The following is a 14,337-nucleotide window of genomic DNA, read 5'->3' on the forward strand; positions in this document are numbered from 1 at the left end:
GCAGGGTGGTGACCTGAGGCGTGATGTCACTGGCGAACTTGACGACTTTGTACAGGCGCCCCTTGGCATCGAACAGCGGGTTGTAGGACGCTTCCAGGAACACCGTATGACCGTACTTATCTCTGCGCTCGAAACGGTGCGAGTGATATTCACCGCGATTGAGCGAGGCCCAGAATGCTTTGTAGGCCTGCGACTCGCTCTCAGCTCGATGGCAAAAAAGGCTGTGGTGCTGGCCCACGACTTCGTTCAGCGAGTAATGCATGGTTTTGAGGAAGTTATCGTTGGCCGTGATAACGGTACCGTCCGGCTTGAATTCGATGACGGCCATGGAGCGCCCGATAGCGGCGAGCAGGCTGTCGTTTTCGTGCTCCCGATTGATCCGGGCGGTGATGTCCGCCGCGACTTTCATCACGCTGCGCACCTGCCGATCAGCCCCGTAAACCGGCATGTAGCTGGCCTCCAGCCAGACTTCCCGACCGTTCCTGTCCAGGCGCTGGAACGTACCACTGACCGGCTCGCCCCGCGCCAGGTCCCGCCACAGTTTCGCGTATTCCTCGCTGCGGTAAAAAGCCTCCTCACAAAAAATCCGGTGGTGCTTGCCGCGCACTTCCTCGGCGCTGTAACCCATGGTGCTGCAGAAATTCTCGTTGGCATCGATGACGATGCCATCAGGCGTGAACTCGATGATTGCCATCGACCGGCTGACCGCAGCCAGCTTGGCATTGGCTTCGGTCAACGCGCCGCTGAAGCGCTCGATTTCCAGCAGGTCAGCCTTGTGATGTAGGTTAAACATGTCGTATCACCCTAAGCACGGTCTTTTGATTGAAGAAAGTTCGGCCTTTCTACGTATCCACCACAATGCTCCATGGAACATGGCATACGCCCCCCCATTAAATGGAGGGTTCGCTCAGGTGATAAATGATGTTCAATCGGAGGGTCCATGGTGCGACGCTCTTATCAAGACATCCTTCTCTTGATAGCCCGGAATCGAGCCAAACCTGACAGTCTCATGAGTAACTCCCTTTCGCGTACCACTCCTTGTTACGAGTCAGCATAGACAGGCAATAACCGTACGCAAGGCCACTAGTCGGCCATTACGCAGCATAAATTGAACTTTTTTCAGCGGGCGAACTTTACGGGCATCGCGGGGGACGTGATGCTTGCGCCGCACAGCCGTGCAGCAGGAGCCCGAGGACCGGGCTCCCTTTTTGCGGGATCAATGGCCGAACACGTCCACCTTCTTGGCCTTCTTGTCCGCGCGCTTTTCATCAGCGGTTTTCGCCGGTTTTTTCTTCGCTGCTTTCTTTGAATCCATGCCTTTGGCCATGATACGTACTCCACTCATACGGGATGTGAGATCAGGTATACACCTATCGCCGTGCGCGCGTTCTTTTATAATCCCAGGCTTTGCGCACCAACAGACCGAACCCATGCCCGACACCCAGTACACCCTGCTCGCCGAGCCCTTGTGGCCGCTGATGAACAAGTTTTATCGAAGCCATCAATCGTCGATGAAAGCCGTGCGCGACGCCCAGCTATGGGTCGCCAGGCGTGAACAAATCATCGGTGCATTGTGTTTGCGGCCGGTGGCGGACGGGCATTGGTTGACCGGACTGTTTGTTGACCCGGGTTGTCGTGAACAGGGGATCGCGGGCGCGTTGATCGCCGAGGCCATCAAGGGGCTGCAGGGGCCGGTGTGGTTGTTCTGTCATCCGGACTTGCGCGGCTTCTATGAGCGCCGGGGGTTCAGCTTCGACCCGGTGCTGCCGTATGCGATGGCTGAACGGTTGAGTCGTTATGCGCGCAGCAAGCCGATGATTGCGATGGGGGCAGGCCTGTAACCCGCCCCTGTGGGAGGGCCCTATTGCATGAGGTAAATTCTGGTCAGTCGTCAGCGTTCGGGTCGAGGTCCGGGAACATCACTTCAGTGAAGCCAAACTTGCTGAAATCGGTGATGCGCGACGGGTACAGTCGTCCGATCAGGTGATCGCACTCATGCTGCACCACCCGGGCATGGAAGTCCGAGGCAAAACGCACAATGGGTTGGCCTTTAGGATCAAAACCTTCGTAGCGGATTTCCCGATACCGATTAACCGCACCGCGCAGGCCCGGGACCGACAGGCAGCCTTCGAACCCCTCCTCCATCACCGGACTCAGCGGCGTGATCAGCGGGTTGATCAGGATGGTCTGCGGCACGGCCTCGGCATCCGGGTAACGTTCACTGTGCTCGAACCCGAAGATCACCAATTGCAGGTCAACGCCGATTTGCGGAGCGGCCAGGCCGACACCGCCAACGCTCTCCATGGTCTGGAACATATCGTCGATCAACTGCCACAACTCCGGCGAGTCGTACATTTCGACAGGCACCGGCGGGGCGATGCGCAGCAGTCGCTCATCGCCCATTTTCAGGATTTCACGGATCATTTGATGACTTCGTCAGTGGATGGCTTGATCGAGTGATCCCGACCCAGTCCGGAAACATGTTGTTTAGGCTCTTCGGCGAGCTCACCGGGGACTTTCTCGCCCGGGTCCTTGCCTTCGCTGGACATGTGTTCGATCACCGCATTCATCTCCGCCCCGAGTAACAACACGGCAGCAGAAATGTAGAAATACAGGAGCAACACGATGATCGCGCCGATACTGCCATACATGGCGTTGTAGTTGGCGAACTCCTTCACGTACAAGCCAAAACCCACGGACGCGAGTATCCATACCACCACCGCCAGCACCGAGCCTGGGGTGATGAAACGGAACTCCTGTTTGACGTCAGGCATCACGTAGTAGATCAACGCCACCGCCACCATCAGCAGGATCACCACCACAGGCCAGCGGGCGATGGTCCACAGGGTCACGATGAAATACTCCATGCCCACCTGCGCGGCGATCCAGCCCATCACCTGCGGCCCGAGCACCATCAGCGCCGCCGCGATCAGCAGCATGCCGGCAATGCCGATGGTGTAGAAAATCGACAGCGGCAGACGTTTCCACGCCGGACGTCCTTCGACCACGTCATAGGCAGCGTTCATCGCACTCATCAACAGGCGTACGCCGGCAGACGCGGTCCACAGCGCGATCACGATACCTACCGAGAGCAACCCGCCCTTGGATTGCTGCAGCTGGTCGATCACCGGGTTCACCTGCTCCACGGCCTGGGGCGGCAACACCAGCTCCGACTGCAGGCGCAGCCAGGAGAAGAAGTCCGGCAGGTGCAGAAAACCGATCAGGGCGATCAGGAACAGAATGAAGGGGAATAGCGAGAACAACATCTGGTAGGCCAGCGCCGACGCATAGGTCGACATCTCGTCATCGATGAATTCGGTGACCGTGCGCACCATCACGCGGTGGATGGGCAGACCTTTCATGTCCGGGAAAATCATTAGCGTCTCCTTTCGCCGCAAAAATCGGGTTCAAGTCGGGGCGACTCAGGGGCCGTTGCCATCAATGTAGCCTGCATCAAAATAGCCTTGTCCGGCGGCTTTGAAACAAATTCTGTGTTCAAGTTCCAGCTGAAACAAAAACGGCCATCCGCAGATGGCCGTTCATAATAGCTTCACAGGCCCGATCAGGCCTTGTCGACGCCTTTCTTTACCGCGTCTTTGGCGTTGCCCACTGCTTGCTGAGCTTCGCCTTTCTTTTCCTGCACTACGCCTTCGGCACGCATCTTGTCGTTACCGGTAGCCTTGCCTACGCCCTGTTTGACGTTACCGACTGCTTCGTTAGCTACGCCTTTTACTTTATCGCCAGTGCTGCTCATGGTGTCTCTCCTGTGAACAATTGAACGAACAAAAGTGCTTACAGAAAGATTGACCGGAGGGGTTTGCCGGGAGTTTCATTTTTTTGCGCAGAAGATTTCATCGATCCCGGCAGGTTGGGCTTTATGTTTGCCCGCCAACACCCGAGAATGCACAACGTATTCAGGCCATGGCGCTGAAGATCCAACCCCGTAGGAATGTTATGAAACTCGATAAAAAGCAGGCCATTGCCCGCAGAAACCAGGAACTCGGCGGTGCTGTGCTTGGCGTCAACAACTGCCATTTCACCGAATTGAACCGCAACCGCAATATCTGGTGGTTCGACATCCCGGTAGCACGCCTGGCCATTGGTCAGTACGAGTGGGTGCACCTGCTGATGCACACACCGGACACCGACGAACTGCTGCACCTGAAAGTGCCCACGGTGTTCCTGCGTGAGAAGCTTGAAGGGCTGGTGGTGCGCAACGAGGGCAAACGCAAGGCAGCCCTGAGCCTGGAACTGAGTGCCGACAAAGATTCGTACCTGCAAGACATGCGTCCAGCGGGCACCAACGTCAACTTCGCGCCGTTCCGCCTGTAATCGTCGGGGTAGAAGGACTGGCCGTTTGCGCGTGAGACGAAGCCCTCGGCTCATTTCGGGCGAGGGTTTTCCCGTAGTTACTCACCAAGTGGTCCACCCCGGATGGATGGCGTTTGATCAGTTTCAGCACCAGGTCCCGATCGACTTCACCGCGGCGATACGGCTCCCGTTGTTTTAGTTGCAGCCACAATTTCAGCAATCGATTATTGAACGACGCGATTTCAGGTACCTCGTCATAGCCAGGATTATTGAGCAACATCTCCACCAGCGCCGGCAGGTGGAGCTGCAGCGCGCCGTCATCCAAGCGGTTCACTTGCTCGATCACCGATCGCATTAAGGGGTTTTTCAGATTCTGATAAGTGGGATTGATGCTGTGGATAGTCACCAATAAATTGCTAATGCCCGTCTCGGAACAATAGGCGTTAAGCTGACGTTCTCTGTCGCTGGTGATGGGCCCTAGCAGAGTTTCCTCGATAAACTTTTGACTCAAGGACATCTGCGCGTCGGTGAGATTCGCGCCACTGAAGTCCACGTCATCAAGGTCAAGGTTGGTTAGGTTGGCCCCGCTAAGATCGCAGTCCACGAAAATGACTTTTATGAGTTTCGCTGAGAAAAAATTGTTGCCACTGAAGTTCACGTCAACACAGTCAACGTTGGATAGTTCGGCCCAAGAAAAATTGCAGCCTGAGTAATGGCCAGATTTGATCATCGTCCTGCCCACCCTGGCGCCAACGAACAACACGTCTTCACAACAAAGGTTGGTTAGGACGGCTCCACGAAAATTGCACTGTGAGAGGATGGTATTTTTGAATGTCGCCCCGGACAAGATGGCCGCCTCGAAATTCGATTCCCCAAGATTGAAATTCTGATACAGCCGGTTTGTCAGGTCTTCGTAGGTAAAGTTACGTCCTCTAAGATCGATGACAGAGGTCCGCGAATCAGGCCTGCTGCCCCCGGATAAATTCGCAACTTCGTTTTGGTTACGGGCCCAACCTGCCCGAACAGGTGGCTCGAGCGAGGAGTCATCGCCAGTGCGCATCCCACCGAGATGAGTTTTCATCACTGATCCTTTTAGCCTTTCTTGGGAAGCGATTGCGTTTGTTGGTGCGTCGGTCAGTGTCAAGCCACGCTTGGGAAAGGGGAGGTCGACGTTGCTGGCGCGCTTCAGTTTCTTGGTAACAGGCATGGACTCTTTGGTTAGGAGGCCCGTGAGGATAGGGTTATCACTCACGAGCGAAGAGGTGTTGGTCTTTATCTGCGGCATAAGCATCACTCCATGAAAGATGGCATTGGCCAGGAGCCCGCAATCAAATCACGCCCCCATACCCAAGACTTTCAGAAAACGCACAACGGGCTGATGCATGCGTGCGGCAGTGCGAGCCATTGCGGAATCGCGCGCAAAAAAAATCCGCCAGCCGTTTCGGGCTGCGGATTTTTCGACGGTTCCAATGATCAGCCAGCGTCCCCCGATTGGCAGGCGACGCCAGTTGCCATTCAGGCCTTCTTCAGGCCCAGCTTCTTCAACTCCTCGTCGCGCAATTCGCGCCGCAGGATCTTGCCGACGTTGGTGGTCGGCAGCGCATCGCGAAACTCCACGGAGCGCGGCACCTTGTAGCCGGTGACATTGGCACGCATGTGCTCCATCACCGTTTCCTTGGTCAGGGTCACGCCCGGCTTGACGACGATGAAGAGCTTGATCGCTTCACCCGACTTCTCGTCCGGCACGCCAATCGCTGCGCACTGCAACACGCCTGGCAGGGTCGCCAGCACGTCTTCCAGCTCGTTGGGATACACGTTAAAGCCGGACACCAGGATCATGTCTTTCTTGCGATCGACAATACGCATGTAGCCATCCGGCTGGATCAGGGCGATGTCACCGGTCTTCAGCCAGCCTTCGCTGTCGAGGATTTCATCGGTGGCGTCCTGGCGCTGCCAGTAACCCTTCATCACCTGCGGCCCTTTCACGCACAGTTCACCGATTTCACCCAGCGGCTGTTCCACACCGGCATCATCGATGATCTTGCACAGGGTCGACGGTACCGGAATGCCGATGGTGCCGATCTGGATGTGCTGGATCGGATTCACCGTGGCCACCGGACTGGTTTCGGTCATGCCGTACCCTTCACAGATGGAGCAACCGGTGACCGCCTTCCAGCGCTCGGCGGCCGCCAGCTGCAAGGCCATGCCGCCTGACAGGGTCACCTTCAGGGCTGAGAAGTCCAGCTTGCGGAAACCTTCGTTGTTGCACAGCGCAACGAAGAGCGTATTGAGGCCGACAAAACCGCTGAACTTCCACTTCGACAACTCCTTGACCATCGCCGGCAGGTCGCGCGGGTTGCTGATGAGGATGTTGTGGTTGCCGATCAACATCATCGCCATGCAATGGAAGGTGAAGGCGTAGATGTGGTACAGCGGCAGCGGCGTGATCAGGATCTCGCAACCTTCATTCAGGTTGGACCCCATCAGCGCCTTGCACTGCAGCATGTTCGCCACCAGGTTGCGATGGGTGAGCATCGCGCCCTTGGCCACGCCGGTGGTGCCGCCAGTGTATTGCAACACGGCCACATCGCTGCTGGCCGGGCAGGCTTCGGTGACTGGCTGGCCGTGGCCCTTGCTCAATACGTCGTTGAACTTGATCGCCTTGGGCAAGTGATAGGCTGGGACCATTTTCTTCACGTACTTGATGACGCTGTTGATCAGCAGGCGCTTGAGCGGCGGCAGCAGGTCGGCGACTTCGGTGACGATGACGTGCCTGACCCCGGTCTTGGGTACCACGGTCTGCGCCAAATGGGCCATGTTGGCCAGGCAGACCAGGGCCTTGGCACCGGAGTCGTTGAATTGATGTTCCATTTCCCGCGCGGTGTACAGCGGGTTGGTATTGACCACGATCAGCCCGGCGCGAATCGCGCCGAAGACGGCCACCGGGTACTGCAACACGTTCGGCAATTGCACGGCGATTCGATCGCCTGGCTGCAAGTCGGTATGCTGTTGCAGATAAGCGGCGAAGGCGCCCGACAGTTCGTACAATTGACCGTAGGTGAGTGTCTTGCCCAGGTTGCTGAACGCCGGCTTGTTGGCGAAGCGTTGGCAGGACTGCTTCAGCACTGCCTGAATATTCGGGTACTCGTCCGGATTGATGTCGGCAGCAATCCCGGCAGGGTACTTATCCTTCCAAAAGTCTTCGATCATGGAAGCCCACTCCTCAGCAACGCGAATTCAGCACCGCATTTGATGCGATTATTATTGGTGTTTGATCAGAGGCAAAACCGGCGTTTTCCAAAGGCCGGCAAGTCCCAAAGCGCGCCGAGAGTAGCAGCTTTGCCAAGGGTCGACTAGAGCCAAAAGTGGGCTCTATAGTCACAATGGTGACTCTTGAATATCTTATAGTCAGTTTTAGAGCAAAAATTCTATAGGTCGCCTGGAAGCAAAAGATCGCAGCCTTCGGCAGCTCCTACAGAGGAACGCATTCTCATGTAGGAGCTGGCGAAGGCTGCGATCTTTTGACGTCATCCAGCCCTAGTGATCACTAAGCAATATCACGCAACTCCCGCCGCAATATCTTGCCCACCGGCGTCATCGGCAATGATTCGCGTAACACAATATGCTTGGGTACTTTGTAAGCCGTGAAGTTTTCCTTGCAGTAGGCCTTCAGCTCTTCAAGGCTGACCCCGGACTCGCGCGCCACCACAAACAATTTCACCGCCTCCCCCGAGCGCTCATCAGGTACACCGATCACCGCGCAGTTGGCGACTTTCGGGTGAGCCATCACCACGTCCTCGATCTCGTTCGGGTACACGTTGAAACCCGAGACGATGATCATGTCCTTCTTGCGATCAACGATGCGCACGAAACCATCCGGGTCGATCACCGCAATATCGCCGGACTTGAACCAGCCCTCGGCATCCAGTACTTCGGCTGTCGCCTCAGGCTTGTGCCAGTAGCCTTTCATGATCTGCGGGCCCTTGATGCACAGCTCGCCGCGTTCGCCCAAGGCTTGCTCGACGCCCTCATCGTTGATGATTTTCAGCGTGGTACCCGGTACTGGCAGGCCCACCGTACCGATGCGCGACTTGTCACCGTAGGGGTTGGTGCAAGCCACAGGTGACGTTTCGGTCAGGCCGTAGCCTTCGGTGATGCGGCATCCGGTGAGTTTTTCCCAGCGCTCGGCAGTGGCCTTGACCAACGCAGTGCCACCGGAATTAGTCAGCTTGAGGCTGGAGAAGTCCAGGGTCTTGAAATCAGGATGATCCATCAACGCGACAAACAAAGTGTTCAACCCCAGCAACGCAGAAAAACGCCAGTTCTTCAGTTCCTTGATAAAGCCCTTGATGTCCCGTGGATTGGTGATCAGCACGTTATGGTTGCCGGTGACCATCATGCACATGCAGTTCGCCGTGAAGGCATAGATGTGATACAGCGGCAGCGGCGCAATCATCACCTCCTGCCCTTCACGCAGCAGCGGCTGGCCGTCGGTACCGAACTGACCGAGGCAGGCCCGCGCCTGTTGCATGTTCGCCACCAGGTTGCCATGGGTCAGCATCGCGCCCTTGGCCAGGCCAGTGGTGCCGCCGGTGTACTGCAGCACCGCGACATCGTCGAGGCCGGCGTTCAACGGCTTGATCCCCTGCCCCTTGCCCATGCGCAGCGCGCTCTTGAAGGAGATGGCCTGGGGCAGTGAATAGGCCGGAACCATTTTCTTCACTTTGTCGACCACGGTATTGATCAGCCAGCCCTTCGCGGCCGGCATCAGGTCGCCCATTTTGGCTTCGATCAAGTACTGGATGTCGGTGTCCGGCAGCACTTCCTGGACCTTTTGCCCGAACATGTTCAGGTACACCAGCGCCCGGGCACCGGAATCCTTGAATTGATGACGCATTTCCCGCGCGGTGTACAACGGGTTGGTATTGACCACGATCAGGCCGGCACGCAAGGCGCCAAACACGGCGATCGGGTAATGCAGGACGTTCGGCATCTGTACCGCGATGCGATCGCCTGGCACCAGGTCGGTATGGGCTTGCAGGTAACCGGCAAACGCGGCGCTGTAGCGTTCAAGTTCGGCGTAGGTCAGGGTCACGCCCATGTTGCTGAATGCCGGGCGGTCGGCGAATTTCTTGCAGGAACGCTCGAACACCTCAATGACCGACTTGTAGGCCCCAAGGTCGATGTTCAGGGGTACGCCGGCCGGGCGTTTGTCATTCCAGAAATCAGGTTGCATTATTCTTGTCCTCTTTACCTGAACCTATCCGGGCCGCTGTTCTGTCAGTTTCGTCAGACCTGACGCGAAAAGCGGAGCTTCACGGACACTAGCAGTTATGGCGAATCAGGCAAACATGACCGGTACCGTCATTGATCGTGTGAATCTTCCTGCCGTGGTGTAAGGCAGTTCGCACGGCCGCACCCGGAATGCGCTATACAATGCATCGACCCAGCGCAAAGGAATCGCCATGATCCACGACACTTTCTGGCTGACCGCGAGTGACCGCAGTCGCCTGTTCGTCAATCAGTGGCTACCCACAGCTCCCCTGAAAGCCATCGTGCTGCTGGCCCACGGCATGGCGGAGCACAGCGCCCGCTACCAGGGCCTGGCGCAAAAACTCTGCGACCAGGGCTACGGTGTCTATGCCCCCGACCTGCGGGGACATGGCAAAACCGCCGAAAATGGAACCCTGGGGCATTTCGCCGACGATGATGGCTGGTGCAAGGTCGTCGGCGACCTGGCGAGCCTCAATCAGCACGTCGGTCAGCAGCATCCCGGGGTGCCGATCCTGCTGATCGGCCATAGCATGGGCAGCTACATCGCCCAGGCCTATCTGCTGCACCACAGCGCCAGCCTGCACGGCGCCGTGCTGAGCGGCTCGAACTTCCAGCCCGTGGCGCTTTATCGCGCAGCCCGGCAGATCGCCCGCGCCGAACGGCTGCGCCAAGGCCCCAAGGGCCGCAGTGCGCTGATCGAGTGGTTGTCGTTCGGCTCGTTCAACAAGCATTTCAAGCCGGTACGCACGCCTTTTGACTGGCTGAGCCGCGACCCGGCCGAAGTCGACAAGTACATCAACGACCCGCTTTGCGGCATGCGCTGCACCAATCAGCTGTGGGTCGATTTGCTGGGCGGCTTGCAGCAAATCAGCAAAGCGTCCAATCTCGCGCAGATCGATCCGGGCCTGCCGCTGCTGGTGATAGGCGGCGAATGTGATCCGGTGAGTGAAGGCAAGCGTCTCAAAGGTCTGGCCAATGCCCTGCGCAAGGCCGGCAGCCAGAATCTGCATCTGATTATTTACCCCCAGGCCCGGCATGAACTCTTCAACGAGATCAACCGCGATCAGGTTATCGACGATCTGTTGGACTGGATCGAGCAGGCACTGAGCCACCGCCGACCCACCCGGTCGGAATAGTTTTTTTGCGATTTATTTATTCGTGACAGGAATTGAAACAGATGACCCAGGTTACCAACACCCCTTATGAAGCCCTCGAAGTCGGCCAGACCGCCAGCTACAGCAAAACGGTCGAAGAGCGCGACATCCAGTTGTTCGCTGCGATGTCCGGCGATCACAACCCGGTGCACCTGGACGCCGAATATGCTGCAGGCACCATGTTCAAGGAGCGTATCGCCCATGGCATGTTCAGCGGCGCCTTGATCAGCGCAGCCGTGGCCTGCGAACTGCCCGGGCCGGGGACTATCTATATCGGCCAGCAGATGAGCTTCCAGAAGCCGGTAAAGATTGGCGATACTTTGACCGTGCGCCTTGAAATCCTCGAAAAACTGCCGAAGTTTCGTGTGCGCATTGCTACACGCGTATTCAATCAGCGGGATGAGCTGGTGGTGGATGGCGAAGCGGAGATTCTGGCACCGCGCAAGCAGCAGACCGTGACGTTGACGACATTGCCGGCGATCAGCATCGGTTGAAGGGCAAAAGATCGTCCACCAGCCGCCCGAGCCTGCAGACGATTTTCAGACGCAAAAAAACGCCGGATCAACCGGCGTTTTTTTTGGCTGCCACGAACGCTTACGAGCGAGCGCGAGCCTGGTTACGCAGGGCTTTCACCTGGTCGTGGTTGCGCTGTACGCCGTGGTACTGACGCTCAACCAGGTCACGAATGCCCACCAGATTGTGCTTGTTGATTTTTTCGATGGCTTCTTTGTAAGCCTTCAGCGCATGGTCTTCACCGCGCTCGGCTTCGTTCAACACGGCTTCTTCATCCTTGCCGGTGAACATGGCCTTCACATCAACCCAACGTCGGTGCAGATCGCCGCTGACGCTGGTGGAAGTTTCCGGATCGCCACCCATGGAGCGCACGGCTGCCTGCAGTTCTGCGGCGGCGGTTGCGCAATCAGCGGAACGGGTCACGAACAGGGTTTTCAGTTCAGGGTGCTTGATGTCTTCAGCGCAGGTCTTGAACCCTTCCTGACCGTCTTTGCTGACTTCGATCAGGTCGTTGAGTACAGAGATGGCTTCTTTATTCATGTCGGTCATTTTTCAATTCCTTGCGGGTTGATGAAAGATGCAATAGCTATTGCACCCTGCATGCCAGCTTTTCACTGAAAACAAATTGCTTGAATTTCAATGGCTTATGTTTTATCGCGAAATCTGTATCCGCTTCTTTTGCATGATCTGTCATTTGGCCTGCATGCAGAATGCCTGTATTTTCAAATGTGACTGAATCAAGACGACCCATTGATGAACCCGCAAAAGCTCGAACTGCTGATTACTCGCCAAATGCCCTTTGGAAAATACAAAGGACGCATCATTGCCGACCTCCCCGGCCAGTACCTCAACTGGTTTGCCCGGGAAGGTTTCCCCCACGGCGAACTGGGCGGGCTGCTGGCCCTGATGCAGGAGATCGACCACAACGGCCTGTCGGAGCTGCTTGAACCGCTGCGCGCCAAACACGGCAAACCTGCCCCGCGTCATTGAAGACTGAGTAAGCCATGCCCGATAACACCCGCCGCGCCCGTGATGAGCTGTTCTGGCTGACGTTTGCCGATCGTTACTCGAAGGAACCTGGCCCGATCAATCTTGAAAACGGTTATTTCGGCCGAATGTCGCGCACGGTGGTCGAGGAATACCAGCGCAACATCGAGCTGATCAACCGCAGCAACTCGGTTCATGTGCGCCAGCGCTTCGAACAGATCGAAAGCCTGGAGATTCGCGCGCAGCTGGCGGAGCTGATGGGTGTGCGGGCCCAAGCCGTTGCCCTGACCCGTAACGCCAGCGACGCCCTGCAATCGCTGATCCGCAATTACAACCGCCTGCAGCCGGGCGATCAGGTGCTGATCTGCGACCTCGAATACGACACGGTAAAAGGAGCCATGCGCTGGCTGGCGCGTTATCGCGGTGTGGAGGTGATAGAGATTGATCACCAGCACCCGGCCTCTTTCGACTCGCTGCTGGCCAGTTACCGTGAGGCTTTCGAGCGTTACCCACGGCTCAAGCTGATGGCACTGACCCACGTCACCCATCGCACCGGGCTGGTCATGCCAGTGCAGGCCATTGCGGCGGCTGCGCGGGAACACGGCATCGATGTGATCCTCGACGGCGCCCATGCGCTGGGGCAGATGAAGTTCAAACTCGAAGAGCTGGGCATTGCCTTCGCCGGTTACAACCTGCACAAGTGGATAGGGGCGCCGCTGACTCTGGGTTTCATGTACATCGCCCCGGAACGCCTGGCCGATATTGACCCGGACATGGGCGAGATGCATTTCCCGCTCAACGACATTCGCGCCCGCACGCCCTACAGCACCCCCAATATCCCGGCGCTGCTGACGCTGCCGCTGGTGTTCGAGGAACACCTGGCCATGGGCGGCTCCGCAGCCAAAGGCGCGCGGCTTAATTATCTGCGCAATGAGTGGGTCCGGGTGGTGCGGGATTGGCCGGGTATCGAGGTGATGACCCCGGACGACCCACGGTTGTATTGCGGGATAACTTCGATGCGGTTTACCCGGCATGCGGATCAACAGGTGATGGTCGACCGGCTGTTGAACGAGTTCAACCTGTTTACCGTTGTACGCAGCGGCGCGGCGAGTGGACCCTGTATCCGCATTACACCGGGGCTGACGACCACAGCGGCGGATATCGCGGCGCTGATCAAGGCGCTGGACCAGTTGCGCTAATTCAACACCGCCCGCCTGCAGGAGCGAGCTTGCTCGCGAAAAACCTGAGACCGCCCAGGGGTGTCAGGTTTCCAGCGTTATCGTTAACGACCATCGCGAGCAAGCTCGCTCCTACAGGGTTATGGCGTACACGGTGGGGCTTTCTTCAGACAAAAAAAACGGTGCACCGACCAAGCGCACCGTTAAAGCCGTAGAACACACAACGACGTGTCAGGTAAAACCAATCAGTCCAGCAGCGCCAACGCCTCGGCAGTGCATTCCTGGATGCGGGCCCAGTCGCCGTTCCTGATCCACTGCGGATCAAGCATCCAGCTGCCGCCCACGCACATCACGTTTTTCAGCGCCATGTAGCTTTTGATGTTGGCCGGGCTTACGCCGCCAGTCGGGCAGAACTTAACTTCGCCGAACGGACCGCCCAAGGCTTTGATCGCCGCGACGCCACCGCTGACTTCCGCCGGGAACAGCTTGAAACGGCGATAGCCCAGGCCATAACCCTCCATGATCCCGGAAGCATTGCTGATCCCCGGCAACAGTGGAATCGGGCTGTCGACACTGGCTTCCAGCAGGTCACGAGTGATGCCTGGCGTGACGATGAATTGCGAACCCGCCGCCTCGGCCGCGGCCAGCATGCTGCGATCCAGCACGGTACCGGCACCGGTCATCAGTTCCGGGCGCTGCTCGCGCAGAATCTGGATGGCCTTGAGGCCGAACTGCGAACGCAAGGTCACTTCCAGTGCAGTCAGGCCACCGGCGGCAAGGGCATCGGCCAGGGGCAGGACGTCCTGCTCGCGAGCGATGGTGATGACCGGCAGAATCCGCGCCTTGGCGCAGAGGCTGTCGATCAGGGCAACTTTGTCCGCCATGGAAACGGTCGGGGGAGTGTTTTTCATAGCGGCTGA

Annotated in this window: 14 protein-coding genes and 2 pseudogenes; 6 read left to right on the plus strand and 10 right to left on the minus strand. The window is 57.6% G+C overall.

What is annotated here, in order from left to right; all coding sequences use genetic code 11:
* Nucleotides 1-16: 16 nt before the first annotated feature.
* Nucleotides 17-793: pseudogene (locus tag HYI44_RS29575) on the minus strand (PAS domain-containing protein); the annotation flags it as partial.
* Nucleotides 794-1,430: 637 nt separating this feature from the next.
* On the opposite strand from HYI44_RS29575, the gene HYI44_RS11125 reads away from it, so the two are divergent.
* Nucleotides 1,431-1,841, plus strand: a complete 411-nt coding sequence (locus HYI44_RS11125) for a GNAT family N-acetyltransferase (protein ID WP_122840184.1) — start codon at nt 1,431-1,433, stop codon at nt 1,839-1,841.
* Nucleotides 1,842-1,884: 43 nt separating this feature from the next.
* Here the strand turns inward: HYI44_RS11125 and def are convergent, their stop codons facing one another.
* The 3 genes from def to HYI44_RS11140 form a co-directional block, all read right to left on the minus strand.
* Nucleotides 1,885-2,424 (minus strand): peptide deformylase, encoded by a 540-nt coding sequence (def, locus tag HYI44_RS11130; RefSeq protein ID WP_045061542.1) that lies wholly within the window; start codon nt 2,422-2,424, stop codon nt 1,885-1,887.
* Nucleotides 2,421-3,377, minus strand: coding sequence for a YihY/virulence factor BrkB family protein (locus HYI44_RS11135; protein WP_045061541.1), 957 nt, complete (start codon nt 3,375-3,377; stop codon nt 2,421-2,423). The genes def and HYI44_RS11135 overlap by 4 nt, the downstream gene beginning before the upstream one ends.
* A gap of 185 nt (nt 3,378-3,562) precedes the next feature.
* A complete protein-coding gene (locus tag HYI44_RS11140; RefSeq protein ID WP_225569435.1) occupies nt 3,563-3,754 on the minus strand; it encodes a CsbD family protein in 192 nt (63 codons plus the stop codon).
* A gap of 200 nt (nt 3,755-3,954) precedes the next feature.
* Between HYI44_RS11140 and HYI44_RS11145 the strand changes: the two genes are divergently transcribed.
* Nucleotides 3,955-4,332 carry a hypothetical protein gene (locus tag HYI44_RS11145; protein ID WP_109634211.1) on the plus strand — a complete coding sequence of 126 codons (378 nt, stop codon included), beginning with the start codon at nt 3,955-3,957 and terminating at the stop codon, nt 4,330-4,332.
* Here the strand turns inward: HYI44_RS11145 and HYI44_RS11150 are convergent.
* The 3 genes from HYI44_RS11150 to fadD2 form a co-directional block, all read right to left on the minus strand.
* Nucleotides 4,307-5,596 carry a pentapeptide repeat-containing protein gene (locus HYI44_RS11150; RefSeq protein ID WP_225569436.1) on the minus strand — a complete coding sequence of 430 codons (1,290 nt, stop codon included), beginning with the start codon at nt 5,594-5,596 and terminating at the stop codon, nt 4,307-4,309. The genes HYI44_RS11145 and HYI44_RS11150 overlap by 26 nt on opposite strands.
* A gap of 230 nt (nt 5,597-5,826) precedes the next feature.
* On the minus strand, nt 5,827-7,521 hold the full coding sequence (gene fadD1 / locus HYI44_RS11155) for a long-chain-fatty-acid--CoA ligase FadD1 (RefSeq protein ID WP_225569437.1): 1,695 nt from the start codon (nt 7,519-7,521) through the stop codon (nt 5,827-5,829).
* Nucleotides 7,522-7,858: 337 nt separating this feature from the next.
* Nucleotides 7,859-9,547, minus strand: a complete 1,689-nt coding sequence (fadD2, locus tag HYI44_RS11160; protein WP_122840180.1) for a long-chain-fatty-acid--CoA ligase FadD2 — start codon at nt 9,545-9,547, stop codon at nt 7,859-7,861.
* 229 nt (nt 9,548-9,776) lie between these two features.
* On the opposite strand from fadD2, the gene HYI44_RS11165 reads away from it, so the two are divergent.
* Together HYI44_RS11165 and HYI44_RS11170 are read left to right on the plus strand one after the other, a co-directional pair.
* Complete coding sequence (locus tag HYI44_RS11165) at nt 9,777-10,721, plus strand: alpha/beta hydrolase (protein ID WP_225569438.1); 945 nt, start codon at nt 9,777-9,779, stop codon at nt 10,719-10,721.
* 41 nt (nt 10,722-10,762) lie between these two features.
* The gene (locus HYI44_RS11170) at nt 10,763-11,233 is read left to right on the plus strand and encodes a MaoC family dehydratase (RefSeq protein ID WP_045061536.1); all 471 of its coding nucleotides are present in this window, start codon (nt 10,763-10,765) and stop codon (nt 11,231-11,233) included.
* 100 nt (nt 11,234-11,333) lie between these two features.
* Here HYI44_RS11170 and HYI44_RS11175 read toward each other — a convergent pair whose 3' ends face one another.
* Nucleotides 11,334-11,801, minus strand: a complete 468-nt coding sequence (locus HYI44_RS11175) for a PA2169 family four-helix-bundle protein (RefSeq protein ID WP_045061535.1) — start codon at nt 11,799-11,801, stop codon at nt 11,334-11,336.
* Nucleotides 11,802-12,005: 204 nt separating this feature from the next.
* On the opposite strand from HYI44_RS11175, the gene HYI44_RS11180 reads away from it, so the two are divergent.
* A complete protein-coding gene (locus HYI44_RS11180; protein ID WP_045061551.1) occupies nt 12,006-12,242 on the plus strand; it encodes a DUF3820 family protein in 237 nt (78 codons plus the stop codon).
* Nucleotides 12,243-12,256: 14 nt separating this feature from the next.
* A complete protein-coding gene (locus HYI44_RS11185) occupies nt 12,257-13,438 on the plus strand; it encodes an aminotransferase class V-fold PLP-dependent enzyme (RefSeq protein WP_225569439.1) in 1,182 nt (393 codons plus the stop codon).
* Nucleotides 13,439-13,457: 19 nt separating this feature from the next.
* On the opposite strand, the pseudogene HYI44_RS29580 reads toward HYI44_RS11185, so the two are convergent.
* Both HYI44_RS29580 and HYI44_RS11190 read right to left on the minus strand, forming a co-directional pair.
* Nucleotides 13,458-13,532: pseudogene (locus HYI44_RS29580) on the minus strand (outer membrane lipoprotein carrier protein LolA); the annotation flags it as partial.
* Between the two features lie 130 nt (nt 13,533-13,662).
* Entirely contained in the window at nt 13,663-14,328 is a 666-nt protein-coding gene (locus HYI44_RS11190) for a bifunctional 4-hydroxy-2-oxoglutarate aldolase/2-dehydro-3-deoxy-phosphogluconate aldolase (protein ID WP_122840177.1), read from the minus strand.
* Nucleotides 14,329-14,337 lie beyond the last annotated feature (9 nt).

The sequence above is a fragment of the Pseudomonas sp. Y24-6 genome (assembly GCF_020295325.1).
Lineage (GTDB): Bacteria > Pseudomonadota > Gammaproteobacteria > Pseudomonadales > Pseudomonadaceae > Aquipseudomonas > Aquipseudomonas gregormendelii.

Excerpts from the sequence above, each read along its gene's own strand:
- HYI44_RS11125 (WP_122840184.1), top strand. The coding sequence starts at position 1,431 with ATGCCCGACACCCAGTACACCCTGCTCGCCGAGCCCTTGTGGCCGCTG.
- def (WP_045061542.1), bottom strand. The coding sequence starts at position 2,424 with ATGATCCGTGAAATCCTGAAAATGGGCGATGAGCGACTGCTGCGCATC.
- HYI44_RS11135 (WP_045061541.1), bottom strand. The coding sequence starts at position 3,377 with ATGATTTTCCCGGACATGAAAGGTCTGCCCATCCACCGCGTGATGGTG.
- HYI44_RS11140 (WP_225569435.1), bottom strand. The coding sequence starts at position 3,754 with ATGAGCAGCACTGGCGATAAAGTAAAAGGCGTAGCTAACGAAGCAGTC.
- HYI44_RS11145 (WP_109634211.1), top strand. The coding sequence starts at position 3,955 with ATGAAACTCGATAAAAAGCAGGCCATTGCCCGCAGAAACCAGGAACTC.
- HYI44_RS11150 (WP_225569436.1), bottom strand. The coding sequence starts at position 5,596 with ATGCCGCAGATAAAGACCAACACCTCTTCGCTCGTGAGTGATAACCCT.
- fadD1 (WP_225569437.1), bottom strand. The coding sequence starts at position 7,521 with ATGATCGAAGACTTTTGGAAGGATAAGTACCCTGCCGGGATTGCTGCC.
- fadD2 (WP_122840180.1), bottom strand. The coding sequence starts at position 9,547 with ATGCAACCTGATTTCTGGAATGACAAACGCCCGGCCGGCGTACCCCTG.
- HYI44_RS11165 (WP_225569438.1), top strand. The coding sequence starts at position 9,777 with ATGATCCACGACACTTTCTGGCTGACCGCGAGTGACCGCAGTCGCCTG.
- HYI44_RS11170 (WP_045061536.1), top strand. The coding sequence starts at position 10,763 with ATGACCCAGGTTACCAACACCCCTTATGAAGCCCTCGAAGTCGGCCAG.
- HYI44_RS11175 (WP_045061535.1), bottom strand. The coding sequence starts at position 11,801 with ATGACCGACATGAATAAAGAAGCCATCTCTGTACTCAACGACCTGATC.
- HYI44_RS11180 (WP_045061551.1), top strand. The coding sequence starts at position 12,006 with ATGAACCCGCAAAAGCTCGAACTGCTGATTACTCGCCAAATGCCCTTT.
- HYI44_RS11185 (WP_225569439.1), top strand. The coding sequence starts at position 12,257 with ATGCCCGATAACACCCGCCGCGCCCGTGATGAGCTGTTCTGGCTGACG.
- HYI44_RS11190 (WP_122840177.1), bottom strand. The coding sequence starts at position 14,328 with ATGAAAAACACTCCCCCGACCGTTTCCATGGCGGACAAAGTTGCCCTG.